General features: G+C 61.1%; 25 protein-coding genes. 18 read left to right on the plus strand and 7 right to left on the minus strand.

Going from position 1 to position 25,541, the window contains the following annotated elements:
- Positions 1 to 62: 62 nt before the first annotated feature.
- The gene (locus J9789_RS04495; RefSeq protein WP_209342799.1) at positions 63 to 503 is read left to right on the plus strand and encodes a selenium binding protein; all 441 of its coding nucleotides are present in this window, start codon (positions 63 to 65) and stop codon (positions 501 to 503) included.
- Positions 504 to 768: 265 nt separating this feature from the next.
- On the opposite strand, the gene J9789_RS04500 is transcribed toward J9789_RS04495, so the two are convergent.
- The 6 genes from J9789_RS04500 to J9789_RS04525 all read right to left on the minus strand — a co-directional run bounded on the left by J9789_RS04500 (position 769) and on the right by J9789_RS04525 (position 5,651).
- Positions 769 to 1,422 carry a TIGR01906 family membrane protein gene (locus J9789_RS04500; protein ID WP_209342805.1) on the minus strand — a complete coding sequence of 218 codons (654 nt, stop codon included), beginning with the start codon at positions 1,420 to 1,422 and terminating at the stop codon, positions 769 to 771.
- A gap of 4 nt (positions 1,423 to 1,426) precedes the next feature.
- Entirely contained in the window at positions 1,427 to 2,077 is a 651-nt protein-coding gene (locus tag J9789_RS04505) for a lysoplasmalogenase family protein (protein ID WP_209342807.1), read from the minus strand.
- A complete protein-coding gene (locus J9789_RS04510) occupies positions 2,074 to 2,754 on the minus strand; it encodes a VTT domain-containing protein (RefSeq protein WP_245185070.1) in 681 nt (226 codons plus the stop codon). Before J9789_RS04510 ends, J9789_RS04505 begins: the two co-directional genes overlap by 4 nt.
- A 385-nt stretch (positions 2,755 to 3,139) precedes the next feature.
- Entirely contained in the window at positions 3,140 to 3,988 is an 849-nt protein-coding gene (locus J9789_RS04515; protein WP_209342810.1) for a metal ABC transporter permease, read from the minus strand.
- The gene (locus tag J9789_RS04520; RefSeq protein ID WP_209342812.1) at positions 3,988 to 4,758 is read right to left on the minus strand and encodes a metal ABC transporter ATP-binding protein; all 771 of its coding nucleotides are present in this window, start codon (positions 4,756 to 4,758) and stop codon (positions 3,988 to 3,990) included. Before J9789_RS04520 ends, J9789_RS04515 begins: the two co-directional genes overlap by 1 nt.
- Positions 4,755 to 5,651, minus strand: a complete 897-nt coding sequence (locus tag J9789_RS04525; RefSeq protein WP_209342818.1) for a metal ABC transporter substrate-binding protein — start codon at positions 5,649 to 5,651, stop codon at positions 4,755 to 4,757. Before J9789_RS04525 ends, J9789_RS04520 begins: the two co-directional genes overlap by 4 nt.
- A gap of 175 nt (positions 5,652 to 5,826) precedes the next feature.
- Between J9789_RS04525 and glgB the strand changes: the two genes are divergently transcribed.
- The 12 genes from glgB (at position 5,827) to J9789_RS04585 (ending at position 19,556) form a co-directional block, all read left to right on the plus strand.
- Entirely contained in the window at positions 5,827 to 7,587 is a 1,761-nt protein-coding gene (gene glgB / locus J9789_RS04530) for a 1,4-alpha-glucan branching protein GlgB (protein WP_209342819.1), read from the plus strand.
- A 156-nt stretch (positions 7,588 to 7,743) separates the two neighbouring features.
- Positions 7,744 to 8,964: an argininosuccinate synthase gene (locus tag J9789_RS04535; RefSeq protein WP_209342820.1), complete on the plus strand. Its 1,221-nt coding sequence runs from the start codon at positions 7,744 to 7,746 to the stop codon at positions 8,962 to 8,964.
- A gap of 93 nt (positions 8,965 to 9,057) precedes the next feature.
- Positions 9,058 to 10,443, plus strand: a complete 1,386-nt coding sequence (gene argH / locus J9789_RS04540) for an argininosuccinate lyase (protein WP_209342822.1) — start codon at positions 9,058 to 9,060, stop codon at positions 10,441 to 10,443.
- Positions 10,436 to 11,377 carry an N-acetyl-gamma-glutamyl-phosphate reductase gene (gene argC / locus J9789_RS04545; RefSeq protein WP_209342823.1) on the plus strand — a complete coding sequence of 314 codons (942 nt, stop codon included), beginning with the start codon at positions 10,436 to 10,438 and terminating at the stop codon, positions 11,375 to 11,377. Before argH ends, argC begins: the two co-directional genes overlap by 8 nt.
- Before the next feature lie 19 nt (positions 11,378 to 11,396).
- Entirely contained in the window at positions 11,397 to 12,659 is a 1,263-nt protein-coding gene (argJ, locus tag J9789_RS04550; protein WP_209342826.1) for a bifunctional glutamate N-acetyltransferase/amino-acid acetyltransferase ArgJ, read from the plus strand.
- 38 nt (positions 12,660 to 12,697) lie between these two features.
- Positions 12,698 to 13,552: an acetylglutamate kinase gene (gene argB, locus J9789_RS04555; RefSeq protein WP_209342828.1), complete on the plus strand. Its 855-nt coding sequence runs from the start codon at positions 12,698 to 12,700 to the stop codon at positions 13,550 to 13,552.
- A 9-nt stretch (positions 13,553 to 13,561) separates the two neighbouring features.
- Complete coding sequence (locus J9789_RS04560) at positions 13,562 to 14,740, plus strand: aspartate aminotransferase family protein (protein WP_209343722.1); 1,179 nt, start codon at positions 13,562 to 13,564, stop codon at positions 14,738 to 14,740.
- Positions 14,741 to 14,767: 27 nt separating this feature from the next.
- Positions 14,768 to 15,688 carry an ornithine carbamoyltransferase gene (gene argF / locus J9789_RS04565; RefSeq protein WP_209342830.1) on the plus strand — a complete coding sequence of 307 codons (921 nt, stop codon included), beginning with the start codon at positions 14,768 to 14,770 and terminating at the stop codon, positions 15,686 to 15,688.
- Between the two features lie 226 nt (positions 15,689 to 15,914).
- Positions 15,915 to 16,127, plus strand: a complete 213-nt coding sequence (locus tag J9789_RS04570) for a cold-shock protein (protein WP_009259878.1) — start codon at positions 15,915 to 15,917, stop codon at positions 16,125 to 16,127.
- A 198-nt stretch (positions 16,128 to 16,325) separates the two neighbouring features.
- On the plus strand, positions 16,326 to 17,996 hold the full coding sequence (locus tag J9789_RS04575) for a formate--tetrahydrofolate ligase (RefSeq protein ID WP_209342832.1): 1,671 nt from the start codon (positions 16,326 to 16,328) through the stop codon (positions 17,994 to 17,996).
- Positions 17,997 to 18,090: 94 nt separating this feature from the next.
- On the plus strand, positions 18,091 to 18,708 hold the full coding sequence (locus tag J9789_RS04580) for a cyclodeaminase/cyclohydrolase family protein (protein ID WP_209342834.1): 618 nt from the start codon (positions 18,091 to 18,093) through the stop codon (positions 18,706 to 18,708).
- Positions 18,708 to 19,556 carry a bifunctional 5,10-methylenetetrahydrofolate dehydrogenase/5,10-methenyltetrahydrofolate cyclohydrolase gene (locus J9789_RS04585; RefSeq protein WP_209342847.1) on the plus strand — a complete coding sequence of 283 codons (849 nt, stop codon included), beginning with the start codon at positions 18,708 to 18,710 and terminating at the stop codon, positions 19,554 to 19,556. Before J9789_RS04580 ends, J9789_RS04585 begins: the two co-directional genes overlap by 1 nt.
- A 48-nt stretch (positions 19,557 to 19,604) precedes the next feature.
- Here J9789_RS04585 and J9789_RS04590 read toward each other — a convergent pair whose 3' ends face one another.
- Entirely contained in the window at positions 19,605 to 20,549 is a 945-nt protein-coding gene (locus J9789_RS04590; protein ID WP_209342855.1) for an alpha/beta hydrolase, read from the minus strand.
- 142 nt (positions 20,550 to 20,691) lie between these two features.
- On the opposite strand from J9789_RS04590, the gene J9789_RS04595 reads away from it, so the two are divergent.
- The 5 genes from J9789_RS04595 to J9789_RS04615 all read left to right on the plus strand — a co-directional run bounded on the left by J9789_RS04595 (position 20,692) and on the right by J9789_RS04615 (position 25,527).
- Complete coding sequence (locus J9789_RS04595) at positions 20,692 to 21,984, plus strand: hypothetical protein (RefSeq protein ID WP_209342857.1); 1,293 nt, start codon at positions 20,692 to 20,694, stop codon at positions 21,982 to 21,984.
- A 15-nt stretch (positions 21,985 to 21,999) separates the two neighbouring features.
- On the plus strand, positions 22,000 to 22,704 hold the full coding sequence (locus J9789_RS04600; protein ID WP_209342859.1) for a DUF6320 domain-containing protein: 705 nt from the start codon (positions 22,000 to 22,002) through the stop codon (positions 22,702 to 22,704).
- 90 nt (positions 22,705 to 22,794) lie between these two features.
- Positions 22,795 to 23,337, plus strand: a complete 543-nt coding sequence (locus tag J9789_RS04605; protein ID WP_209342861.1) for a hypothetical protein — start codon at positions 22,795 to 22,797, stop codon at positions 23,335 to 23,337.
- A 61-nt stretch (positions 23,338 to 23,398) separates the two neighbouring features.
- Positions 23,399 to 23,812, plus strand: coding sequence for a ribonuclease III domain-containing protein (locus J9789_RS04610; protein WP_209342862.1), 414 nt, complete (start codon positions 23,399 to 23,401; stop codon positions 23,810 to 23,812).
- The gene (locus tag J9789_RS04615) at positions 23,803 to 25,527 is read left to right on the plus strand and encodes an NFACT RNA binding domain-containing protein (RefSeq protein ID WP_209342863.1); all 1,725 of its coding nucleotides are present in this window, start codon (positions 23,803 to 23,805) and stop codon (positions 25,525 to 25,527) included. Before J9789_RS04610 ends, J9789_RS04615 begins: the two co-directional genes overlap by 10 nt.
- Positions 25,528 to 25,541: the final 14 nt, after the last annotated feature.

The following is a 25,541-nucleotide window of genomic DNA, read 5'->3' on the forward strand; positions in this document are numbered from 1 at the left end:
TATATATTATACTAAAATAAAACATCCAATTATTTGGTTTTAGAGAGGATAGGTAAAAGATAATGTATGAAAAATATTCTAAACAAGCGCTACCATCAAAAAACTATCGTGAGTTATTAGGAACCGCAATATATGTATTCAATTCTAACAATTCTTTTATAATCGAGAATGTATTAAGATGCGATGAAGCAGGTGACTTTGATTGGTATATGCTGACCGACTGGCAGGCTGGAAAGGTAAAGGAAAGAGCAAAACATATAATTGAAGAGAAATTGGGAAAAGAAATATTTTTGCTATTTGATGACATAATCGAAAAAAGAAATCGAATTGTACATAGTTTCCCAGTTACAAACCAAGGGGGAGAGCAAGTTCTCAGAACCAAAAATAGAGCTCAAAGCGAAAAGGGTAATCGACAGTTTGAGATATCGGAGGATTTTTTACTTGGTTTTATCCGCATGAATGATACGCTATCAAATATGCTGCATGGTGTGCGAGGGTATTAAATCTATAGGTCTATTTTGATTATTATAAGACGCTATATCTTTCTCCTTACAGGAATCGTAGATCTTTTTCGTGTGTATGCATACGGCCTCCCGGATGCAGGCCGCATCCTGGACCGGACCGGGCATCATCTTGTCGGGCATTGCAATACCTCCTAGCAGATATTGAAGGGGCGTTCCCTTCCGCTCCATTCTATGTGTGCCCGGCGGTTTGGTGCGGACAGAAAGAGGCCCGCCGCGGACAGACGCGGCGGGCCTTATTGACAGGCTATGCTTTTTTCCGGCGGAGCAGGTCGGTGAGGATGAGCACGGTGCAGCAGGTGAGCAGCACCACACCGATGAGAATGGCACAGTTGCAGAAGAATTCCTCCGGCATCACCTGAATGATCTGGTCGGTGTTGGGATCAAAGAGCCAGTTGTCCTTGCCGGGGAAGAAGATGGCGTGGAAAATCACAAAGGCCCGGTTAAAGTCCAGCGCCGCCAGCCCGGCCACTACCAGAATCAGCCCGCCGGCGCACACCCCGGCCCAGAAGCCGGGGCCGTGGCCCAGCAGGGGACGGAAGACCCACTTCTTCCACAGCCGCAGGACCAGCATGACGGCGCACAGGGCGGCGGTGATGCCCAGCACCCAGAAATCCACCAGAAAGAGCCCCCGCACGTCGGCGAAGTGGCTGTAGCCCGACTCCGACCAGGCCAGCTGGCCGGTGCCGAAGGGCTTGCCCAGCACGCAGTAGTCCAGTACTTCATCATAGGCCTCCCGGATGACCTCCTCCGACCAGCCGGTCCGTTCCGGTAAATTCAAGGTTTTGATCTGAAGATAGTAGAAGGGGCGGAACAGGATGGGTACGGCAATGGAGAAACTGAGTACCAGCAGAGCCAGAATAACGGCGCACAGGACAGAGGCTGCTTTGGGCAGTCGCATGGGATCACTTCCTTTTGACAGACAGAGAGATCAGCACCTGGGAGGGCAGATAAAACAGCCACATGCCCACCCGGGCAAATTCCAAAAGCGGGCCGCCCGCCGCCGGAAACCAGGCGGACAGATTTTGTAGGCCCACACACAGATCACAGCACAGAAAGAGGAGCAGACCCACCCCAAAGGTCCCATAGGGGAGACCCAGGGCAAAGCTCTCCAGGACATTGACCACCAGCTGGGAGAAATAGAAGAGGGACAGGCCGGTGAGGGGGTCCAGCACGCCCAGTTTACCCGCCACGGCCAGAGCCAGCAGTACCAGCAGCCCCCGCAGGGCCAGCCGGAGGAGGAGGTGCTCCCGGCGCATGCTGGCAATGCGGGTGAGGTAGAGCAGCTGCACCACGCAGAAGCAGGCTACCCCCGCCAGGTACCATCGGTCCAGCACCAGCAGGAACAGGTCGGCCAGCAGGGTAAAACCCAAAGCTATTTTCATCAGGCGGCCATCCCGGTCCCGTCCCGCCCACAGGACAAAGAGAAAGCACAGCAGGATGGAGAGATATTTCAGGGGGATATCCCAGCGGCTGCCCGGCCAGAACAGGTCTAAAGCCAGAAAGGCGAGGTAGAGGCAGGCCTCCAGAGCGGGAAACCACAGAACACGCTTCATTTCTTGAAGTGCTCCAGCAGCTTCTGCTCCCAGCGGTCGCCGTACTTCATGCACACCAGGAAGACGGCCAGCCCCGCCGCCCCAAGCAGGCCCATGGCCCAGTAGGGAATGTTCAGCACCGAGCCGCCCACCAGGCAGGACACCAGCAGGCCCCAGGGGCGGGCCACCAAGACCAGCACGCAGAAACGCTTCAGCGGGATGTCGGTGAGACCGGCCAGGATACACAGCAGATCATCAGGGAAGAAGGGAAAGAGAAGCGCCAGAAAGAGAAAGACATCCCGCTTGCGGCGGATGATGTCCAGATATTTTTCCGACACCTTCTGGCTGACCAGCCGATCCACAAACTGCTGGCCCAGCACCCGGGCCAGCCCAAAGACCAGAATTGAGCCGACCACTACCGCAGCCCAAGTAAGGAGAAAGGCGGGCCAGGTGCCAAAGAGCAGGGCTCCGGCCAGAGCGGTAACGTTGCTGGGGATAGGTGCCACCACCACACCCAGCAGCTGGATCAAGAAGTAAAAGAGGTGGGAGAAGGGGGCAAAGCGGGCAATATAGGCCCGCATATCCTCCAAAGAGCCCAGGGAGGAAAAGAAGCCGGTCCTCCACAGCAACAGTCCGCTGCCACCCACCAACAGGAGAGCCAGCAGCAGCGCCGGAAGCCAGTTGTGCTGTTTTTTCAAGCTGAGTCGCCTCGCCTTTCTGTGTTCTGCTCTATAGGCTACCATATGTCAGGGCAAACTGCCATTAAAATTTCTTAAATTTTGCCGTAAAACGCAAAAATCCACACCCGAAGGTGTGGCTTCTTGTCCGTAAATGAGAGGGACTCAGCGCTCGCTGGAGACCACCTGCTGGTCGCCGTCAAAGATCAGCTCGTCCACGTCCTTGGCGTTGTAGTTGTATTCCATCATGTTGCAATCACCTCCTGTCTTGTTCGACTGTAGCAAGTATACGCCGGAACCAGGTAAAGAACAAGAGGACTTTGGTAAAGTTCACATAAAGTTTGCACTTATGAATGGTCAAAAAGCCGTTCGGGCCTGCAAAGGACCCGAACGGCTTTTCCAATGATTACATGCGCTTTTTCCGCAGCAGGAAGGTGATGGCGAACCACAGCGCCAGATAGAGGGTAATGGAGGCACCGGCGGAGGACCCCAACTCGTAGGAGGTCATCAGTCCGGCGATACCGGCCACCACAGCGGCCACAATGGAGATCAGATGGAACTGACGCATATTGCGAGCCAGGTTGCGGGCAGCGGCGGCAGGGAGGACCAGCAGGGAGTTGATCACCATAAGGCCAACCCAGGTCATGGACACAGTGACCACCACGGCGATGGCCATGGAGAAGACGGCCTCCTGCCAGAACACCTGGATGCCCCGGCTGTCGGCCAGAGCAGGATGGACGGAGGAGAGCATCAGCCCGTTGAAGGAGCACAGCCACAGGATCACTACCACCAGCAGGATGACGGCCAGCAGGGCGATCTTACCGGGCTCCACGCTGAGGATATCGCCGATGAGCAGGCTGTTGAACTTGGTGAAGCTGCCGCTGTCAAAGGTGGCGATGAAGATGCCCAGAGCCACAGCGGTGGAGGAAAATACGCCGATCACCGTGTCGCTGGCCATGTTGGACCGGCGCTGGACGTAGGTAAAGAGCAAGGCAAAAGCGGCGGCCAGCAGGATGGCGGCCCACATGGGGTCGGCCATGCCGCACAGGGTGCCAATGGCAATGCCGGTAAAGGCGGAGTGGCCCAGAGCATCGGAGAAGAAGCTCATCCGGTTGGTGACCACCATGGTAGACAGAATACCGAACAGGGGGGAGATGACCAGCACCGCCAGCAGGGCGTTTTTCATGAAGTACATGGTGCCGGGAGCTGCCCATTCAAAGGGAAGCAGCTCCACCAGGGAATACCACAGTTCCATTACTTCTGCCCTCCTTTCCCCAGGGCCAGGTGAAAGACCTCCTGAAATTCGGGGGAGGACAGGACCTCCTGAGGCGGTCCCACCTTGAGCACCTGGCTCTTCAGCAGGATCACCTTGTCGGCGTACTGGTCCAGGGTGGCAAAGTCGTGGGTGGACAGCAGGATGGACAGGTCAAACCGGGTACGGATCTCATCCAGCATGTCCAGCAGCTGCTTCTCGCCGTCAATGTCCACGCCGGACAGAGGCTCGTCCAGAATCAGGATGTGGGGCAGGGGCTCCAGAGCCAGGGCCAGCAGCACCCGCTGGAGCTCGCCGCCGGATAGGGCGCCCATCCGCTTGTCCATCAGGTTCTCCCCGTGGACCCGGGCCAGACAGTCGGCTACCCGGGCCCGCAGCTTCTTAGGGGAGGGGAGAAACACCGGCCATTTGGAGATGGCGGCGGAGAAAAAGTCGAATACGCTCACCGGGTCCCCCCGGTCGAAGCTGGGGGACTGGGGCACATAGCCGATGAGGGGTCGAGTCTTGTCGCCCCCCGCACGCTGGAATTCAATCACTCCGGTGTGGGGGACCTGACCCAGAATGGTGCGGAAGAGGGAGCTTTTGCCCGCTCCGTTGGGGCCGATAAGGGCCACGATCTCCCCGCAGTGGAGGTGGAAGGATACGTCGTGGAGGACCTCTTCATTGCCGAAGTTGACCCCCAGGTCCGCCACCTTCAGGCAGCAGGAACTGGCGCAGCCAGGACCGGAATCGCCGTGTTTGTGTACGCTCATCCAAACGCCTCCACAATCGTGTCAATGTTGTTCTGCATGGCATCCAGGTAGGGCTGGATGCCCGTGCCGTCGCCGCTCATAATCATGTTCAGCTGATACACACCGCAGCCGCTCTCTCGGGAGATGGCCTGAGCGGTGGACTCAGAACCGTTGACCTCGGTAAAGATAGCGGGCAGCTGATACTGCTCCACCAGGGAGACGATTTCCTTGATCTCCTGGGCGCTGGCCTCGCTGCCCTCTTCCTCCTCAATGGCCTTCAGCAGTTCCAGGCCAAAAGTGCGGGAGAAGTACTGGAAGCCGTCGTGGAAGGTGATCAGCTTGGGAGCGGACAGGGTAGACACCTGCTCCTTCCACTGCTGGTTGGCCTGCTCCACCTGCTGCTGTACCTCGGTACAGCGGGCCTGGAGATCCTGGCCGGTGATCTGGCCCAGCTGATCGGCAATGGTGCCCAGCATGACCTGAGCGTTGGCGGGGTCCATCCAGATGTGGGGATCGTACTCGGCGTCGTGGTCGTGGCCCTCGTGGCCCTGGGCGGGCAGCAGATCAATGCCCTCAGAGCAGTCGATGACCTGAGCGTCCGAGGCGGACAGAGCATCGTCCATGAACTCCTCCAGCCCGGCGCCGTTCATGACGATCACATCAGCCCCCTCGATGGCCTTCATGTCGCTAACAGTGAGGGTGTAGTCGTGGAGACAGGAGGTCTGCTGATTTACCAGCAGGCTCACCTCCACACCTTCCGCACCCTCGGTCACCGCGGTGGTGAAGAGGTAGACCGGATAGGTGGTGGCCACGATATGGAGAGTATCTTCGCCCTGGGGCTGGGAAGCGGCAGGCTGTCCGCAGGCGGAGAGCAGCAGGACAAGGGCGCACAGGGGCGCAAAGAGCTTTTTCATATGGTTCCCCTTATCAGAAAAAATGAATCGATGACAACTTTATATTATAACGCTTTTTTCGCCCGCTGTAAAACAAAATATTTGACCGGCGCACTGGATTAAGCCACAAAAAAATGATAAAATTACAGTGTTAAGTAATGTTGGCCGAAGCATCAGAGAGAAAAGGAGCCAAGCTATGGACTACTACGCATTTTATACCGGGCAGTGCTTTGACGCATACACCTGGCTGGGGGCCCATCGAGAGGGGGAAGCGTGGGTCTTCCGCACCTTCGCGCCGGGAGCGGCGGGGGTGGTGCTCCTTCACGGGGGCCGGGAGCTGCCCATGGAGCGGATCCACGACGGCAATTTTTACGAGATACGGACCGACGGCGTCAAGCCGGGGGACTGCTACCAGTACCGGATCTACCGCCGGGACGGGGGCTATACCGACCACTGCGACCCCTACGGCTTCGGCATGGAACTGCGGCCCGGCCACTGCTCGGTGGTGCGGGACCTGGGGGAGCACACCTTCCAGGACGAGGCCTGGATGGCGGGACGGAGCGACCGTAGGGAGGAGCCGCTGAACATCTATGAGCTCCACCTGGGCTCCTGGCGGCGAAAGCCGGATGGCGGCTGGTACCGCTATGACGAGCTGGCCCAACCGCTCATTACCTATATAAAGGAGAGCGGCTACAACTATGTGGAGTTTCTCCCCCTCAGCGAGCACCCCTGCGATGAGAGCTGGGGCTACCAGATCACCGGCTTTTACGCCCCCACCAGCCGGTACGGCACGGCCAAGGAATTGATGATGCTCATTGACCGGCTCCACCAGGCGGGGATCGGGGTGATTCTGGACTTCGTGCCCGCCCACTTTGCCGTAGACGACTACGGCCTGGCCCGATACGACGGCACCGCCCTCTACGAGTACCCCCATCGGGACGTGGAGGTCAGCGAGTGGGGGAGCCACAACTTCATGCACTCTCGGGGGGAGGTGCGCTCCTTCCTCCAGTCCTGCGCCCGGTACTGGCTGGAGGTGTTCCACTTCGACGGTCTGCGGATGGACGCCATCAGCCGCATCCTCTACTGGCAGGGGGATGAGGCACGGGGAGTCAACGGGGACGGCGCGGCCTTCCTGCGCACCATGAACCGGGGGCTCAAGAGCCTGTGCCCCGGCTGCATCCTGGCGGCAGAGGATTCCACCAACTTCCCCAAGGTCACAGCCCCGGCGGAGCAGGGGGGACTGGGCTTTGACTACAAGTGGGACATGGGTTGGATGCACGACACCCTGTCCTACTTCCAGACACCCCCGGAGGAGCGGCCCCAGCGGTATCATCAGCTCACCTTCTCCATGCACTACTTCCACCAGGAGCGCTACCTGCTGCCCCTGTCCCACGATGAGGTGGTCCACGGCAAGGCCACCATTTTGCAGAAGATGCACGGGGACTACGACGGGAAGTTCCCCCAGGCCCGCAGTCTCTACCTCTATATGATGGTCCACCCGGGCAAAAAGCTCAACTTCATGGGCAATGAGATCGGCCACTTCCGGGAGTGGGACGAGAAGCGGGAGCAGGACTGGTTGCTGCGGGACTTTCCCATCCACGACGCCTTTTATCACTACATGGCAGAGCTGAATCACATCTATCTCAATCATCCCGCCCTGTCCCAGTGGGACTACCGGCCGGAGGGCTTTGCCTGGCTGGACTGCCGCCGGGAGGAGGCCTGCGTCTACGTCATCCAGCGGCAGGGAGGCGGGGAGCGGCTGGTGGCCCTCCTCAATCTCAGCGACCAGGCCCGGCAATACGAGCTGCCCGCCACAGAGGGTGTGGAGCTGCTCCTCCACACCGACTGGCAGCGCTTCGGCGGACGTACCCCGGAAGAGGAGTGCCCGCAGCCTGCCGGGGGCATTCTGACGGTGTGCCTGCCGCCCTATTCCGGCCAGCTGTACCGCATGAAATGAGATGAATATTCATAGTAAAATGCATATTATACAGAATACCCAAAATTACGCCGGAGGAGCCGGCGAAAAATACGCATAATTATGCGATATTACCCTTGCATTTTCCAGCAGGCTGTGGTACACTAGCTCCAACAAAAACAAACGGAGGTTTTTACCATGGCTGACATTAAAAAAGTGGTACTCGCCTATTCCGGCGGTCTGGATACATCCATCATCATCCCCTGGCTGAAGGAGAACTACAACAACCCCGAGATCATCGCTGTGGCCGGCGACGTGGGACAGAACGACGAGCTGGAGGGTCTGGAGGAGAAGGCCATCAAGACCGGCGCCTCCAAGCTGTACGTCATGGACCTGGTGGACGAGATGGTGGACGACGTCATCATCCCCTCCATGCAGATGGGCGCCAAGTATGAGGACTATCTGCTGGGCACCGCCTTTGCCCGTCCCGTCATTGCCAAGGGCCTGGTGGACATCGCCAAGAAGGAAGGGGCCGACGCCATTGCCCACGGCTGCACCGGCAAGGGCAACGACCAGATCCGCTTCGAGCTGGCCATCAAGCGCTTCGCTCCTGAGATGAAGATCATCGCCCCCTGGCGTGAGTGGGACATCAAGAGCCGGAACGAGGAGATCGACTACGCCGAGGCCCACAACGTGCCTCTGAAGATCAACCGTGAGACCAGCTACTCCAAGGATAAGAACCTGTGGCACCTGTCCCACGAGGGCCTGGATCTGGAGGATCCCGCCAGCGAGCCTCAGTACGACAAGCCCGGCTTCCTGGAGATGGGCGTGTCTCCCGCTATGGCTCCCGACGCCCCCACCTATGTGACCATCGACTTTGAGAAGGGCTGGCCCGTGGCTGTGGACGGCGAGAAGATGAAGGCCTCCGACATCATCCGCAAACTGAACAAGCTGGGCGGCGAGAACGGCATCGGCCTGCTGGACATCGTGGAGAACCGGATGACCGGCATGAAGGACCGCGGCGTGTACGAGACCCCCGGCGGCGCTATCCTGTACCGGGCCCACGAGGTGCTGGAGATGATCACCATCGACAAGGATACCGCCCACATGAAGAGCAAGCTGGCGGTGGACTTCGCCGACCTGGTGTACAACGGCAAGTGGTTCACCCCCCTGCGGGAGGCTCTGTCCGCCTTTGCCACCGAGACCCAGAAGCACGTCACCGGCCAGGTGAAGCTGAAGCTGTACAAGGGCAACATCATCACCTCCGGCGTCACCTCTCCCGAGACCCTCTACTCCGAGGACATCGTCACCTTCCAGGAGAGCGACTACAACCAGAACGACGCCACCGGCTTCATCAACCTGTGGGGCCTGCCTGACACCGTGCTGGCGCTGCGGGACCAGGGTAAGCTGAATAAGTAATTCGACATTTTCTGCGGGCGGCCGCAGGCCGTTCCTACCATTCCGTAGGGGCGACCTGTGGTCGCCCGCAATCCAGATAGGGAGCGATCAATTATGAAATTATGGGCCGGACGGTTCCAGAAAGAGACCGATACACTGGTCAACGATTTTAACTCTTCCATCGCCTTTGACGCCCGGATGTACAAAGAGGATATCGCCGGCTCCATTGCCCACGCCACCATGCTGGGCAAGCAGGGCATCATCGAGGAGCACGAGGCGGAAAAGATCATCGAGGGCCTGAAGGTCATCCTGGCGGACATCGACGCCGGGCAGGTGGAGTTCTCGCTGGAGAACGAGGACATCCACATGAACATCGAGACCATGCTCACCCAGCGCATCGGGGACACCGGCAAGCGGCTCCACACCGGCCGGTCCCGTAACGACCAGGTGGCGGTGGACTTCCGGCTGTATGTCAAGCAGGAGATCCCCAAGATCATCAACATGGTGCTGGACCTGGAGAAGGTTCTCATCAAAAAGGCGGAGGCCAACCTGGAGACCGTCATGCCGGGCTACACTCACCTGCAGCGTGCCCAGCCCACCACCTTCGCCCACTACATGATGGCCTACGCCAATATGCTCCGCCGGGACGTGACCCGGCTGGAGGACTGCCTGGAGCGGATGGACGAGTGCCCCCTGGGCGCCGGCGCCCTGGCCACCTCCACCTACCCCGTGGACCGGTTCCAGACCGCTGCCGCTCTGGGCTTCAAAAAGCCTACCGACAACTCCATGGATTCCGTGTCCGACCGGGATTTTGCCATTGAGTTCCTGTCCGCCTGCTCCATCATGATGATGCACCTGTCCCGGTTCTCCGAGGAGATTATTCTGTGGTGCTCCTGGGAGTTCAAATATGTGGAGCTGGATGACGCCTACTCCACCGGCTCCTCCATCATGCCCCAGAAGAAGAACCCCGACGTGGCCGAGCTGGTCCGGGGCAAGACCGGCCGTGTGTACGGCTCCCTCATCACCCTGCTTACTGTCATGAAGGGCCTGCCCCTGGCTTACAATAAGGACATGCAGGAGGACAAGGAGCCGGTGTTTGACGCCATCGACACCGTGGAGATGTGCCTGCCTGTCTTTACCTCCATGCTGGATACCCTCACCGTTCTGCCCAAGAACATGAGAAAGGCGGCCTCCGGCGGCTTCATCAACGCCACCGACTGCGCCGACTACCTGACCAAGAAGGGCATGCCCTTCCGGGAGGCCTACATGATCGTGGGTCGGCTGGTCAACCTGTGCATCAAGGCCGGCGAGACGCTGGACACTCTGCCCCTGAAGGACTTCCGCTCCATCTCCAACCTGTTTGAAGCCGACGTGTACCAGGCCCTGGAGCTCAAGACCTGCGTCAACGGCCGAAAGGTCTACGGCGGCCCCGCCAAGGAGGCCGTGGAGCAGCAGATCTCCAACATCAAGGCCTTTGTGGAGGAGAGAGTGCATGAGTAAGCCCAAGGTATTTATCGACGGCCAGGAGGGCACCACCGGTCTCCAGATCCATCAGCGGCTGGCGGACCGGGACGACATCGAATTGTTGGTGATTGATGCTGACAAGCGAAAAGACTTGACAGAGAGAAAGCGCCTCATCAACGAGGCGGACCTGGTGTTCCTCTGTCTGCCCGATGCGGCGGCGGTGGAGGCGGTTAGCCTCATCGAGAACTCCCGCACCCGGGTCATCGACGCATCCACCGCCCACCGCACCGCTCCCGGCTGGGTGTACGGCTTCCCGGAGCTGTACAAAAATCCCCGGGAGGTGATTGGAAAGGCCCGGTTTGTGGCCAATCCCGGCTGCCACGCCACTGGTTTCCTGTCCGCGGCGGCACCCCTGGTGTCCATGCGCATCCTGCCCAAGGATTACCCTCTGACCTGCTTCTCCCTCACTGGCTACTCCGGCGGCGGCAAGAAGATGATCGCTCAGTATGAGGAAGAGGGGAAAGGGAAGGAGCTTTACAGCCCAAGAGTGTACGGAACCACCCTCCGGCACAAGCACCTGCCCGAAATGCAGAAAATCTCCGGCCTGGATACCCCGCCGGTGTTTACCCCTGTGGTGGACGACTACTACAAGGGGATGGCCACCACCATCTTCCTCCACAACCGCTACCTGGTGGGTCAGCCCACCGCCAAGGAGCTGAGCCTGATTCTGATGGCCTACTATGCCGGCCAGCCTCTGGTGACGGTGGCCCCCTATTCCGAGGAGCCCGCCTATCTGGCAGCCAACGCTCTGGCGGGCACCGATAAGCTGGAGCTTACCGTCAGCGGTCACGAGGGCCAGTCCATCGTTACCGCCCGGTTTGACAACCTGGGCAAGGGCGCTTCCGGTGCGGCGGTGCAGAACATGAATCTGATGCTGGGCTTTGATATGACCTGCGGCCTGGCGCTGTAAGCAAAGAGGAGTGAACGATATGAAACAGATCCCCGGCGGCGTGACCGCCCCTAAGGGTTTTACCGCGTCCGGCGTCCACTGCGGCGTGAAGAAGGGTAAGGGGGACGGCAATCAGCCCCCCATGAGCAAGATGCCAGAGGTGCTGGAGGGCAAGAAGGACCTGGCCCTTATCGTGTCCGAGCAGCCCTGCGTGGCGGCGGCCGTGTACACCATGAATCGGGTGAAGGCGGCGCCTCTGTACGTCACCATGGACCACCTGGAGAACGGCGAGGCCCAGGCCATCGTGGCCAACTCGGGCAACGCCAACGCCTGCGCCCCCAACAGCCACGAGCACGCCGAGACCATGTGCCAGCTGGCCGCCCAGGCCACCGGCCTGAAGGCCTCCGACTTTGTGGTGGCCTCCACCGGCGTCATTGGCCAGGAGCTGAACATTGACGCCATTGCCAAGGGTATGCCCGCCGCTGCCGCCGCCCTGTCCAAGGACGGCTCCGACGCCGCGGCCAACGCCATCATGACCACCGACACCGTGAAGAAGGAGCTGTCGGTGACCTGCTCCGTGGGCGGCAAGACGGTGACCATCGGCGCCATCGCCAAGGGCTCCGGCATGATCCATCCCAACATGGGCACCATGCTGTGCTTCGTTACCACCGACTGCGCCATCACCCACGAGATGCTCACCGATGCCCTCCACGAGATCGTGCCCCGCACCTTCAACCGGGTGACGGTGGACGGCGACACCTCCACCAACGATATGTGCGTGGTGCTGGCCAATGGTATGGCGGGCAACGAGCTGGTGGAGTGGAAGGACGACAACTACACCGTCTTCTACAAGACCCTCTACTACGTCTTTGAGCAGCTGGCCCGCTCCATCGCCGCCGATGGCGAGGGCGCCAGCAAGCTCATCACCTGCACCGTCGCCAACGCCCGCAGCGAGGAGAGCGCCGAGCGCCTGGCCAAGGCGGTGGTTGGCTCCTCCCTGGTGAAGGCCGCCATGTTTGGCTCCGATGCCAACTGGGGCCGGGTGCTGTGCGCCATGGGCTACTCCAAGGCTCCTTTCCGTCCCGAGTACGTGGACGTGAAGTTCTCCTCCGCCGTGGGCGAGATCCTGGTGTGCCACCAGGGCGCCGGGGTGGACTTCGATGAGGACTCCGCCAAGAGCATCCTGTCCCAGGACGAGGTGATCATCCACGTGGACCTCCACGAGGGCGAGCACGAGGCCACCTGCTGGGGCTGCGACCTGACCTACGACTACGTGAAGATCAACGGCGACTATCGCACCTGATCAGACCATATCTTTGATTTTATCTGGGGGGATTCCCAATGTCATTCAGCGAGGTGGACCGGGCCAAGGTACTGGCCGAAGCCCTGCCCTACATTCAGAAGTACTACGGCAAAACCGTGGTGGTGAAATACGGTGGCAACGCCATGATCTCCGACGAGCTGCGTCAGGCCGTCATATCCGACATCATCCTGCTCCATCTGGTGGGCATCCGGGTGGTGGTGGTCCACGGCGGCGGGCCGGAGATCACCGAGATGCTGAACAAGATCGGCAAAGAGTCCAAGTTTGTGGACGGCCTGCGCTACACCGATGAGGAGACCATGGACGTGGTCCAGCAGGTGCTGTGCGGCAAGGTGAACAAGAACCTGGTGGCCACCCTGAACCGGATGGGCGGCAAGGCCGTGGGCCTGTGCGGTATGGACGCCGGGATGTTCCAGGCCAAGAAGCTGGACGAGAAGTACGGCCTGGTGGGCGAGATCACCGCTGTGGAGCCTCAGATGGTGGAGGACGCCCTGAAGGACGGCTACATCCCGGTGGTGTCCACCGTGGCCCAGGGCATTGACGGCGAGAACTCTTACAACATCAACGCCGACACCGCCGCCGCCAAGCTGGCTACCGCCCTGAAGGCGGAGAAACTGATCCTGCTCACCGACGTGCGGGGCCTGATGATGGACCCCAAGAACGACAACACCCTGCTGCCGGTGGTCAAGCTGTCCCAGGTGCCCGGTCTGGTACAGGACGGGGTCATCAAGGGGGGCATGATCCCCAAGGTAGAGTGCTGCGTGGAGGCGGTGCGCTCCGGCGTGGAGAACGCCATCATCCTGGATGGCCGCATCCCCCATTCCATTCTGATCGAGCTGCTGTCCGATGAGGGCATCGGCACCATGCTGATGTGAGGTGATATGATGGACCATAAAGAATTGGTGGAACTGGACCACCAGTATATGATGCAGACCTATGGCCGGTTCGACGTGGATATCGACCACGGCCAGGGGGCTACCCTGTACGATCTGGCAGGGAAGGAGTACATCGACTTCTCCTCCGGCATCGGCGTCAACTCCATTGGCTACGCCAACCCCAAATGGGTGGAAGCCATCACCGGCCAGGCTATGAAGCTGGGCCACATCTCCAACCTGTTCTACTCCCAGCCCTACGCCAAGCTGGCGCAAAAGCTGTGTGAGCGCTCCGGCATGGCGGCCGCCTTCTTCGGCAACTCGGGCGCCGAGGCCAACGAGGGCATGATCAAGCTGGCCCGGAAATATTCCTTTGATAAGTACGGCAAGGGACGGGGCACCATCATCACCCTGAAGAACTCCTTCCACGGCCGTACCATCACCACCCTGAACGCCACCGGCCAGGATGTGTTCCACCAGTATTTCTTCCCCTTCACCGAAGGCTTCCGGTATGCCCAGGCGGGCAGCATCGACTCCATTCAGGAAGTGGCGGGCCACGACGTGTGTGCCGTTATGCTGGAGCTGGTGCAGGGCGAAGGCGGCGTGCTCCCCATGGACCCGGAGTACGTCCACGACCTGGCGGTGCTGTGTGCCGAGCGGGACTGGCTGCTGCTGGTGGACGAGGTGCAGACCGGCGTGGGCCGCACCGGCACCCTGTTTGCCTTCCAGCAGTACGGCATCATCCCCGATGCGGTGTCCTTTGCCAAGGGCATCGCCGGCGGTCTGCCCATGGGCGGCGTGCTGGCCAATGAGCGCTGCCGGGACGTGCTGGGCCCCGGCACCCACGCCTCCACCTTCGGCGGCAACCCCATCTGTGCTGCCGCAGCTCAGGTGGTGCTGGATACCCTGGACGAGGATGCCCTGGCCAAGGTGACCGAAAAGGGCAACTACATCCGCACCCGCATCGAGAACATGGGCCTGTCCAGCCTGGGAGAGACCCGTGGCCTGGGCATGATGATCGGCGTGGAGGTAAAGGGGGAGGAGAGCAACAAGGTGCTGGCCGCCCGGCTGATCCAGAACGGTCTGCTGGTGCTCACCGCCGGCTCCGCCCTGCGTCTGCTGCCCCCGCTGACTATCTCCATGCAGGAGATCGACAAGGGCCTTGCCATCATGCAGGAGACCCTGCTGTAACTGAAACCCAACAATGAGGTGAATACAATGAAAAAAGATCTGCTCAAGCTGCTGGATCTGACCGGCGCGGACATCATCAAGATCCTGGATACCGCCGACCAGATGAAGTATAATCAGAAGCATGGCCTGACCCACCACTATCTGGAGGGCAAGACCCTGGCCATGATCTTTGAGAAGAATTCCACCCGTACCCGCGTCTCCTTTGAGACCGGTATGTTCCAGCTGGGCGGCCACGCCCTCTTCCTCTCCGGCAAGGAGAGCCAGATCGGCCGGGGCGAGCCCATCGAGGACACCGCCCGGGTGCTCAGCCGCTACTGCGACGGTATCATGATCCGCACCTTCGGCCAGGCTGAGGTGGAGACCCTGGCCAAGTACGCCGACATCCCTGTCATCAACGGCCTCACTGACTTTGCCCACCCCTGCCAGGTGCTGGCCGACCTCATGACCATCCGGGAGCACAAGTCTCGGCTGGACGGCCTGAAGATGTGCTACATCGGCGACGGCAACAACATGGCCAACTCCCTCATCGTGGGCGGCCTGAAGGTGGGCATGAAGGTGTCCGTAGCCTGCCCCGAGGGCTATGATCCCGATCCTCAGGTGCTGGAGTTTGCCAAGACCTACGGGGACAAGTTCGCCCTGTGCCGCGATCCTAAGGAGGCTGCCGCCGGTGCCGACGCCTTGTTCACCGACGTGTGGGCCTCCATGGGCCAGGAGGGCGAGGCCCAGAAGCGCCGCGCCGTCTTTGAGGGCGTCTATCAGATCAACGACGAGCTGATGGCCGTGGCCAATCCCGGCGCTATGGTGCAGCACTGCCTGCCCGCCCACCGGGGCGAGGAGATCACCGCTGAGGTCTTTGAGGCCCACGCCGGTGAGATCTTTGACGAGGCGGAGAACCGCCTCCACGCGCAGAAGGCGGTCATGTACCTGCTGATGAAGGGCGAAGACTAAAATGTCTGAGCAGACCGGCCCTGCGACAGGGGCCGGTTTCTGTTTTTTTACGCATCAGTATGTTTTTCTTGACGGGAGCACAGTTCGGTGTTATAGTATTCGGGTAGTCTAAATGTACGGCCTGAACTCACATTTTTGTAGTCATCGTCGCTTCTTCAGACGGTGTCCTAAAATGTGGGTTTTCTTGTCATTTAGCGCGAAATTTTTTGCAGGAGGTACCATCATTATGTATCACGGTACTGTCAAGTGGTTCAACGAGACCAAGGGCTTCGGCTTCATCTCCAACGACGAGGGCGGCGACGACGTGTTCGTGCACTTCTCCGCCATCGTGTGCGACGGCTTCAAGACCCTTCAGGAGGGTCAGAAGGTGACCTACGACGTGGAGCCCGATCCCAAGAACGCTGACAAGCTGCGCGCTGTCAACGTGGTGGCCGCTTGATCGTAAAGATATAAAGCCACACAGAGCAGACCGACAAAACCTGTCGGTCTGCTTTTTTCATTTCCGTTGACAAGCGAGGGAAAGAATGGTACATTTTAAAAGATGAAACAGCGGAAATGAACTAAAACGCCGGTTTGCCAGCATGGCCGAGCCGGCGCGTTTTCGTTGCTAAGCGGAAGGATGAAGGAGTGAAGGACGATGAAAACGGATATCGAGATCGCTCAGGCCTGTGAAATGAAGCACATCCGGGACATCGCCGCCCTGGCCGGGGTGGACGAGGACTACCTGGAGTACTACGGCAAGTACAAGGCCAAGATCGACCTGAAGCTGCTGGCCGACCGGGAAGGCAGGCCCGACGGCAAGCTGGTGCTGGTCACCGCCATCAACCCCACCCCCGCGGGCGAGGGTAAAACCACCACCACCGTGGGTCTGGCCGACGGCATGCGGCGGCTGGGCAAGAACACCGTGGTGGCCCTGCGGGAGCCCTCTCTGGGCCCCGTGTTCGGCGTCAAAGGCGGCGCTGCCGGCGGCGGCTACGCCCAGGTGGTGCCCATGGAGGACATCAACCTCCATTTCACCGGCGATTTCCACGCCATCGGCGCGGCCAACAACCTGCTGGCTGCGATGCTGGACAACCACATCCAGCAGGGCAATGCGCTGGACATCGACGTCAAGCACATCACCTGGAAGCGCTGTGTGGACATGAACGACCGCCAGCTGCGCAACATCGTGTGCGGCCTGGGCGGCCGGATGCAGGGCGTGCCCCGTGAGGACGGCTTCGATATCACCGTGGCCTCCGAGATCATGGCGGTGCTCTGCCTGGCCACCGGACTGTCCGACCTGAAGGCCCGCCTGGGCCGCATGGTGGTGGCCTATTCCCGCGCCGGCGCTCCCATCACCGCCCACGACCTGAAGGCCGAGGGCGCCATGGCCGCCCTGCTGAAGGATGCCATCAAGCCCAACCTGGTCCAGACCCTGGAGGGCACCCCCGCCTTCATCCACGGCGGTCCCTTCGCCAACATCGCCCACGGCTGCAACTCCGTCATGGCTACCCGAGTGGCCATGAAGATGGGCGACTACGCCATCACTGAGGCCGGCTTCGGTGCCGACCTGGGCGCGGAGAAGTTCCTGGACATCAAGTGCCGCCTGGCGGGGCTGAAGCCCTCCGCCGTGGTGGTGGTGGCCACCGTCCGCGCTCTGAAGCATCACGGCGGCGTGGCCAAGGCCGACCTGAACAACGAAAACCTGGAGGCCCTGGAGAAGGGCCTGCCCAACCTGCTCCGCCACGTGGAGAACATCACCACCGTGTACGGTCTGCCCTGTGTGGTGGCCATCAACCGGTTCCCCAGCGATACCGAGGCCGAGCTCAAGCTGGTGGAGGACAAGTGCAAGGCCCTGGGTGTCAATGTGGCCCTCAGCGAGGTGTGGGCCAAGGGCGGCGAGGGCGGCATCGCCCTGGCCAAGGAGGTCATCCGCCTGTGCGAGGAGCCCAACCACTTCTCCTTCGCCTATGAGCTGGACCAGCCCATCGAGGCCAAGCTGGCCGACATCGTGAAGAAGGTGTACCACGGCGACGGTGTGGTGCTCACCCCCGCCGCCAAGAAGCAGGCGGCGGAGCTCACCGCCCTGGGCTTCGGCGGCCTGCCCATCTGCATGGCCAAGACCCAGTATTCCTTCTCCGACGACCAGAACCTGCTGGGCGCCCCCGACGGCTTCACCGTCACGGTGCGCAACATCAAGGTGTCCGCCGGCGCCGGCTTCCTGGTGGCCCTCACCGGCGATATCATGACCATGCCTGGTCTGCCCAAGGTTCCCGCCGCCGAGAAGGTGGACGTGGACGAGAACGGCAAGATTTCCGGCCTGTTCTAAGCCATCAATTTTAAATCGGGCGACCGCAGGCCGCCCCTGCGCAACGTGGGTAGGGGCGGTCTGTGGCCGCCCCTTTCAATAAGGAGTGATCTCAATGCATACCGCACAGCAGACCTGCGGCGGCTTCCTGGACGCCCTGGCCTCCAAGGCCCCGGTCCCCGGCGGCGGCGGTGCCTCCGCTCTGGTGGGCGCCCTGGGTGCCGCCCTGTGTACCATGGTGGGCAACTACACTGTGGGCAAGAAGAAGTACGCCGAGGTAGAGGAGGACGTCAAGAATCTGATGGCCAAAGCGGAGGACCTGCGTGCCCGCCTGCTGGCCCTGGTGGATGCCGACGCCGCCGCCTTTGAGCCCCTGTCCAAGGCCTACGCCATTCCCAAGGACGACCCCAGCCGGGCGGAGGTAATGGAGGCCTGCCTGCGGGATGCCGCCGCTACTCCCATGGAGATCCTGCGGTTGAGCTGTGAAGCGATTAACCTTCACAGTGAGATGCTGGAGAAGGGGAGCGTCATGATGCTCTCCGACGTGGGCACCGGGGTGATCTTCTGCTGGAGCGCCCTGTACGGCGCCGCCCTCAACGTGAAGGTCAACACCAAGAGCATGGCCGACCGGGCTTATGCCAAGGCCATGAACGACGAGGCGGACACCCTGGTGGAGCGGTACTGGAAGATCGCGGAACGTGTTTATGAATCGGTATTGGGGAGGTTTGCCTGATGGCGGAGCATTGGAAAGGGGCCCCGGTGGCCCAGGCCCTGACGGAGCGGCTGATCGTCAAGGCCAACCAGCTGAAGGTACAGGGCATCGTCCCCACCCTGGCCATTGTGAGGGTGGGGGAGCGGCCCGAGGACCTGTCCTATGAGCGGGGCGCTCTGAAGCGGTGTGAGAAGGTGGGTATCCGTGTTAAGCAGTTTACCTTAACAAAGGAAGCCAGCCATGGAGACCTGATGGAGGTCATCCAGCAGATCAATGTCGACCGGGAGATCCACGGCTGCCTGCTCTTCCGACCCCTGCCCGCCCACATGGACGAGGATGCCATCTGTGCTGCCCTGGACCCGGCCAAGGATGTGGACGGTATTACCGCCGGTTCCCTGGCATCGGTGTTCACCGGCAGCGGCGCAGGCTATCCGCCCTGTACGGCCCAGGCCTGCATGGAGATTTTAGAGCACTACGGCTGCGACCTCACCGGCAAGCGGGCGGTGGTGGTGGGCCGCAGCCTGGTGGTGGGGCGGCCGCTGGCCATGCTGCTGCTGCGGAAGAACGCCACTGTCACCGTGTGCCACACCCGTACCGCCGACCTGCCCGCCGAGTGCCGCCGGGCGGAGGTGCTCATTGCCGCCGCCGGTGTGGCCAACATGATTGGCCGGGACCACCTGACCCCCGGCCAGCTGGTGCTGGACGTGGGCATCAATGTGGACCAGGACGGCAATCTGGTGGGCGACGTGGACTTTACCGCCGCCGACGAGATCGCCGGAGCAGTGACCCCGGTCCCCGGCGGAGTAGGAGCCGTGACCACCTCGGTGCTGGCGGCCCATGTGCTTCAGGCTGCGGAACAGATCGGTTAAAGAACAGAAAAAAGGCGCTGCCAGCGGCAGCGCCTTTTTCATATCAACTTACATGGTGCCCATGAGGAAGGATGCTACGTGCTCCATGGCCTCGTTAGCCTTCTTCATGGGGAAGGTCTGGAAGACATGCCACATCTTGTCCCACACCTCCAGCTTGCAGGGCACCGAGGCCTTGAGCATCCGGTTGCGCAGGCGCACCGAGTCGGAGAGCAGCAGCTCGTTGGTGCCCGCCTGGATCAGGGTGGGGGGGAAGCCGGTGAGGTCGGCAAAGAGAGGGGACAGGCAGGGATCGGACAGGTCCTGTCCCCGAGCGTAGGCGTCCCGGGTGGCGTAGATATAGTTGAGAGTGAGCACCGGGTCGATGGCCTCCCGCTCCTGGTAGGAGCGACCACTGGCCGTCATGTCGGTCCAAGGGGAGAAGAGAAGCAGGTTCCGGGGCAGCAGCCGCCCGGCCTCCTTCAGCTTGTGGGTGAGCACCAGGGCCAGATTGCCCCCGGCGGAGTCGCCGGCCACCACCACGTCCCGGGCGCCCAGGCCCAGATGCATCAAATGATCCCAGGCCCGCAGGGCATCCTCCACCGCAGCGGGGTAGGGGGACTCAGGGGCCAGGCGATATTCAAAGCTCATGACCTGCAGTCCGGTGACCATGGCCAGCTTGGACCCCAGGATGCGGGAGTAGCCCAGGGTGCCGCTGGTGTAGCCGCCGCCGTGGCAGTAGAGGATGGCCTTCCGGTGGTCGTACCCACGCTGAGGCCGAATCCAGGCGCAGTCCATCCCGTCCAGAGAGAAGGTCTCCCAGCTCATACCGCTCATGGGGGCCACCAGCCGCCCCAGCAGCTCCTGATTCTTCCGCTGCTTCTCCAGGTCCTCCACGTTCATGACCTCGGGAGTGGCGGCGCTGTGGATGGCCTTCAGTGCCCGCATAAAGGGGGCCAGGCGCTGTTTTTCCGCCCGCTGTCCGGCCAGTTCCTCTCGTCTGCTGTGATGTTTCATGGGGCCACTCCTTTTTTGAGGTATATTGGCCCCATTATAGCATAGCCAGGAGAAAAAGAAAAGCAGAGTTGCGGATTCCCTCTTTCTCTTGTGGGCGACAGCGGAATGTGGTATCCTTTTTTACAGGAAAGGGGGGAGCGCCATGGCCCAGAAACGGGAGAAGAAACATAAGGAATGGTACCGTCTGGACAATGCAGCCGTGGTGTATGCCGCCATCCAGAAGGAAAACTACTCGGCGGTATATCGCTTTTCCGCCGTGATGGACCAGCCGGTGGACCCGGAGGCCCTCCAGCGGGCGGTGGACAAAACCATGCCCCGGTTCCCGGGCTTCCGGGTGCGCATCAAGCAGGGCTTGTTCTGGTACTATTCGGAGTTCAACGATGCCCCTGGTCCCTTTGTGAAGAAGGACATCGCCAACCCCTGCCAGCCGGTGCGCTTCGATCAGGACGACGGCTGGCTTGTGCGCTTTTATTACTATGACCGGCGGATCTCCATGGAGGTCTTCCACGCCATCAGCGACGGCGGCGGCGCGGTCTATCTGCTGCGTACCCTGCTGGCGGTCTACCTGCGGGAGCTGGGCTACCAGATTCCCAATACCTGCGGTGTGCTGGATGTGGACCAGCCCCCCAAGCCGGGAGAGCTGGAGGACGCCTACGCCCGGTATGCGACGGTCAAGGCACGGCGCTTTACAACTTTGAAGAAGGCCTATCAGAACAAGGGTACGGCGGAGCCCTTCTATACGCTGAATGTGACTATGGGCTTCTGCTCGGTGCTGCAGCTGAAGGAGAGGGCCAAGGAGCACGGGGCCTCCATCACCGAATATCTGACGGCGGTGCTGCTGAAGGTACTGATCGACAAGCAGCACCGGGAGCGGCCCAAGAAGGAACTGCCGGTGGCCCTGGCCATCCCCATCAATCTGCGCTCCTGGTTCCCCAGCGAGAGCCTGCGCAATTTCATTCTTACGGTGCGGCCCAGCATCGACCCAAGTCTGGGGGAGTACACCTTTGACGAGATCATCAGTCAGGTCCACCACTATCTGCGCCTGAACATCAACCGGCAGCAGATGCAGGCGGAGCTGGCGGGCAACGTGAAATTTGCCCGCAACAAGCTGATTCAGGTTTTTCCGGTGGTTTTGAAAAACCCCCTGGTGGCCTTCGGCTACTGGATGGCGGGCGTGCGGCCCTTCTCCGGAACCTATACCAATCCAGGCCCCTTCCAGGTGCCGGAGGAGATGCGCCCCCATATCCAGCGGATGGAGGTCATCCTGGGCCAGGCCACCATGCCCCGGGTCCACTGCGCCTCCATCAGCTATGGGGATTTGATGGAGATCACCTTTGCCGGGACCCAGAAGGAATCGGATACCGAGCGGGAGTTTTTCCGCTTTCTGGTGCGGGACGGCATCCACGTAAAAGTGGAGAGCAACCGCGCCCAGTAAGGAGGGAACGCTGCAATGTCATATTGTGTTCACTGCGGAGTGGAGCTGGATGCCACCGCCGCATTTTGCCCCCTGTGCCATACCAAGGTGATGGACCCGGGACGGCCGGTCGACACCGAGTCTCCCAAGCCCTTTCCCACCGAGCGGGGAGAGGTGCCCCCCATCCCCAAGGGGGCTGTGGCGGCGGTGATCACCGCCATGCTGGCCTGTGTGGCAGTGGGCTGCGGTCTGCTGAACCTCTTTCTCAAGCCGGGACGGGCCTGGTCCCTCTATGTCATCGGAGCCACCATCATGCTGTGGCTGTGGATCGTGCTCCCCCTGCTGTTCCGGAAAATCCCGCTGCTGCTGCGCAGCGTCATCAACGTGGCGGCGGTGGTCCTGTACGTCTACCTCATGTCGGTGGAGCTCAACGGCTGGAATTGGTACATCGGACTGGCGGTACCCATTATCCTGTGGGGCGGAGCTCTGTGGCTGCTGCTGGCCCTGATGCTGCGGGTGTACCGCCGCTCGGTGATCAGCGCCGCCGCCATTATCATCGGCAGTCTGGGCGTGTTCCTGGTGGGGGTAGAGTTTTTCATCGACCGATGGCTCACCGGTAAGGTGGACCTGTCCTGGTCCCTGGTGGTGCTCACCATCTGCGTGTGTACCGTCATTCCTCTGGTGGTCATCCGGCATATCCCGGCCTTCCGGGAGGAGGTACGCCGCCGGTTCCACACCTGAAACGGCTCTGTAAGGGCGGCGCTTATGCGCCGCCCTTTTCTTCTGCTTCCCAACGGCGGCGCATACAATGGCAGAAAGGGGGGAGAGCATATGGAGGGGCGGTTTCCGCTGGCGGAGGGACGGGGCTGGCTTGCCGTCCGGGAGGAGAAGGGACGGGTCAAGTGTACGGCTCAGCTGCCCAACGACGGCAAGGGACTGTACAAGTGCTGGCTCACCGGCTCCGGCGGGATGGCTCTGCTGGGCACCTTTGTGCCCCAGGGGAATGGACTTGGATTGGAGCGCACTCTGTCTGTGGATGAACTGAAACGGCAGGGGGCCTGGCCGCCGGAAGGGGGGCAGGCGGTGCTGGCCTTCTCCTTCGGAAGAGAGCAACCGCCGCCCCGGGGATGGATGCGGGAGAACGCACCCGGCCAGTTGCTGGGGGAGCCTCTGCTGGCCCAGGCTGCCGGAGGGCCTGCCCTGCTGCGGCGGGAGGCGGAGGGATTCTCCCTGGCCTACCCCTACCGGCCCGACCGGCCCTTCCCGCTGACGCCTCTGTTCTGCTTTGCCCGGCTGGAGGAGCTGGAGGGAAGGCCCTATCTGCGCTTTCCTTTCAAGCCCGGCGGGTGTCCCCGGCTGGAAGATCAGTTGTAATTTCCCTTTATTTGCGGTATACTGGCACAATGAAATCCCATATACAAATGAGGAATGGACTATGACCGACTATTTTCATCTGAATGCGGAACCGGAACTGATCCGGGGGATCAGCAGCCTGGGCCTGGCCCATCTGGGGGACGGCGTCTTTGAGCTGATGGTGCGCTCCTGGCTGTGTCTCCACGGCAAGGCCACCTCCAAGGGCCTCCACCGGGCCACCGTCCGCTATGTGGCTGCCCCCGCTCAGGCCAGGGCGGTGGAGAAGATCCTCCCCCTGCTGGAGGAGGAGGAGCACGACGTGTTCCGCCGGGGCCGCAACACCAGCCCCCACAGCGTGCCCCAGAACGCCAGCCGGGCGGACTATCAGGCCGCCACCGGCCTGGAGGCCCTGTTCGGCTGGCTGTGGCTCCAGGGCCGCACCGATCGGCTCAATGAACTGTTTGCCGTGATGATGGAGGAAGAGGAATGCCGTTAGACGCACTGTGCCTGACCGCCGTGGCGGAGGAGCTCCGCCGGTCCGTGGTGGGGGGTAAGATCGACAAGATCTACCAGCCCACCCGGGATGAGATCGTGCTCTTCCTCCGGGGCCAGGGAGAGAATCTGAAGCTGCTGCTCTCTGCCAATCCCGGCCACCCCCGGGCTCACCTCACCACCCTGAATCGGGAGAACCCGGACAAGCCCCCCATGTTCTGTATGCTGCTGCGCAAGCACCTGCTGGGCGGCCGCATCCTGGAGCTGAACCAGCCCCCGCTGGAGCGTATCCTGGACTTCAAGCTGGAGACCATCGACGAGCTGGGGGACCGGGTGGAGCGCCGCCTGGTGCTGGAGGCCATGGGCCGCTCCGCCAACCTGATCCTGCTGGACGGGGAGGGGCGCATCATCGACTGCATCCGCCGCATCGACGGAGATCTGTCCCGGGGACAGCGGCAGGTGCTGCCCGGTTTGTTCTACCGTCCTCCTGCTGCTCCTGACAAGCTAAATACCTTTACGCTGGATGAGGACGAGCTGAAGACTGCCCTGGACAACCCTATGAACAAAGAGCCGGAAAAGCTGCTAATGGACACCTTTACTGGCTTTTCGCCCCTGATTGCCCGGGAAATGGTCTTCCGGGCCGGTGGAGAGGAGGGCCTGGTCCGGGAGCTGCTCAAGCTGCAAAACACTGTACAGCAAAATAACGTTACAGCTTATCTGCTGGCCCGGGAGGGTAAGCCGGTGGATTTCTCCTTCCTGCCCATCCTTCAGTATGGCCCGGAGACCGAGAGCGTCCGTCAGGACAGCTTTTCCGCCCTGCTGGACGGCTTCTATGAGCGCCGGGAGGCGGCGGAGCGGGTCAAGCAGCGGGGCCAGGATCTGGTGAAGGCGGTGACCAATGCCCGGGACCGCACCGCCCGTAAGCTGGCTAACCAGGAGAAGGAATTGAACGCCACCTTTGACCGGGAGAAGCTGCGGGAGCAGGGGGACATCATCACCTCCAATCTCCATCGGATGGAGAAGGGAATGGCGGTGCTCCACGCCCAGAACTTCTATGACCCGGATTACGGTGAGATCGACATCAAGCTGGATCCCCTGCTCACCCCCCAGCAGAATGCCGCCAAATATTATAAGGACTACAACAAGGCCAAGAAGGCGGAGGAGATGCTCACCATCCAGATCGAGAAGGGTGAGAAGGAGCTGGAGTATCTGAACAGCGTGCTGGAGAACATCCACCTTGCCGAAGGTGAACGGGATTTGGGCGAGATCCGGCAGGAGCTCACCGACACCGGCTATCTCCGCCGTGCCAAGACCGCTGCCAAGCGGGAGAAGCGGGTGACGGGCAAACCCATGGAGTTCCGCTCCACCACCGGCCTGCGCATCACTGTGGGCAAGAACAATAGCCAGAACGATCAGCTCACCACCAAGCTGGCCTACAAGAGCGACATCTGGCTCCACACTCAGAAGATTCACGGCTCCCACGTGATCCTGTGGCTGGAGGGGGGAGAGGCCGACGCCCAGAGCCTCACTGAGGCGGCCATTCTGGCGGCCACCTTCTCCCAGGCGGGAGACAGCACCCGGGTGCCGGTGGACTACACCCCGGTGAAATATGTGAAGAAGCCCGCCGGAGCCCGGCCGGGCATGGTGGTGTATACCACCTATCAGACTGCCGTGGTGGACCCGGACCACGAGCTGGCCAAGCGCCTGCGGGTCAAATAACCGGGGACCAGGAG

Origin of the sequence: Flavonifractor sp. AGMB03687, assembly GCF_017811815.1 — a bacterium.
GTDB lineage: Bacteria > Bacillota > Clostridia > Oscillospirales > Oscillospiraceae > Flavonifractor.

Bases quoted from the DNA above. Each gene is read 5' to 3' on its own strand.
- J9789_RS04495 (WP_209342799.1), top strand. From the start codon at position 63: ATGTATGAAAAATATTCTAAACAAGCGCTACCATCAAAAAACTATCGT.
- J9789_RS04500 (WP_209342805.1), bottom strand. From the start codon at position 1,422: ATGCGACTGCCCAAAGCAGCCTCTGTCCTGTGCGCCGTTATTCTGGCT.
- J9789_RS04505 (WP_209342807.1), bottom strand. From the start codon at position 2,077: ATGAAGCGTGTTCTGTGGTTTCCCGCTCTGGAGGCCTGCCTCTACCTC.
- J9789_RS04515 (WP_209342810.1), bottom strand. From the start codon at position 3,988: ATGGAACTGTGGTATTCCCTGGTGGAGCTGCTTCCCTTTGAATGGGCA.
- J9789_RS04520 (WP_209342812.1), bottom strand. From the start codon at position 4,758: ATGAGCGTACACAAACACGGCGATTCCGGTCCTGGCTGCGCCAGTTCC.
- J9789_RS04525 (WP_209342818.1), bottom strand. From the start codon at position 5,651: ATGAAAAAGCTCTTTGCGCCCCTGTGCGCCCTTGTCCTGCTGCTCTCC.
- glgB (WP_209342819.1), top strand. From the start codon at position 5,827: ATGGACTACTACGCATTTTATACCGGGCAGTGCTTTGACGCATACACC.
- J9789_RS04535 (WP_209342820.1), top strand. From the start codon at position 7,744: ATGGCTGACATTAAAAAAGTGGTACTCGCCTATTCCGGCGGTCTGGAT.
- argH (WP_209342822.1), top strand. From the start codon at position 9,058: ATGAAATTATGGGCCGGACGGTTCCAGAAAGAGACCGATACACTGGTC.
- argC (WP_209342823.1), top strand. From the start codon at position 10,436: ATGAGTAAGCCCAAGGTATTTATCGACGGCCAGGAGGGCACCACCGGT.
- argJ (WP_209342826.1), top strand. From the start codon at position 11,397: ATGAAACAGATCCCCGGCGGCGTGACCGCCCCTAAGGGTTTTACCGCG.
- argB (WP_209342828.1), top strand. From the start codon at position 12,698: ATGTCATTCAGCGAGGTGGACCGGGCCAAGGTACTGGCCGAAGCCCTG.
- J9789_RS04560 (WP_209343722.1), top strand. From the start codon at position 13,562: ATGGACCATAAAGAATTGGTGGAACTGGACCACCAGTATATGATGCAG.
- argF (WP_209342830.1), top strand. From the start codon at position 14,768: ATGAAAAAAGATCTGCTCAAGCTGCTGGATCTGACCGGCGCGGACATC.
- J9789_RS04570 (WP_009259878.1), top strand. From the start codon at position 15,915: ATGTATCACGGTACTGTCAAGTGGTTCAACGAGACCAAGGGCTTCGGC.
- J9789_RS04575 (WP_209342832.1), top strand. From the start codon at position 16,326: ATGAAAACGGATATCGAGATCGCTCAGGCCTGTGAAATGAAGCACATC.
- J9789_RS04580 (WP_209342834.1), top strand. From the start codon at position 18,091: ATGCATACCGCACAGCAGACCTGCGGCGGCTTCCTGGACGCCCTGGCC.
- J9789_RS04585 (WP_209342847.1), top strand. From the start codon at position 18,708: ATGGCGGAGCATTGGAAAGGGGCCCCGGTGGCCCAGGCCCTGACGGAG.
- J9789_RS04590 (WP_209342855.1), bottom strand. From the start codon at position 20,549: ATGAAACATCACAGCAGACGAGAGGAACTGGCCGGACAGCGGGCGGAA.
- J9789_RS04595 (WP_209342857.1), top strand. From the start codon at position 20,692: ATGGCCCAGAAACGGGAGAAGAAACATAAGGAATGGTACCGTCTGGAC.
- J9789_RS04600 (WP_209342859.1), top strand. From the start codon at position 22,000: ATGTCATATTGTGTTCACTGCGGAGTGGAGCTGGATGCCACCGCCGCA.
- J9789_RS04605 (WP_209342861.1), top strand. From the start codon at position 22,795: ATGGAGGGGCGGTTTCCGCTGGCGGAGGGACGGGGCTGGCTTGCCGTC.
- J9789_RS04610 (WP_209342862.1), top strand. From the start codon at position 23,399: ATGACCGACTATTTTCATCTGAATGCGGAACCGGAACTGATCCGGGGG.
- J9789_RS04615 (WP_209342863.1), top strand. From the start codon at position 23,803: ATGCCGTTAGACGCACTGTGCCTGACCGCCGTGGCGGAGGAGCTCCGC.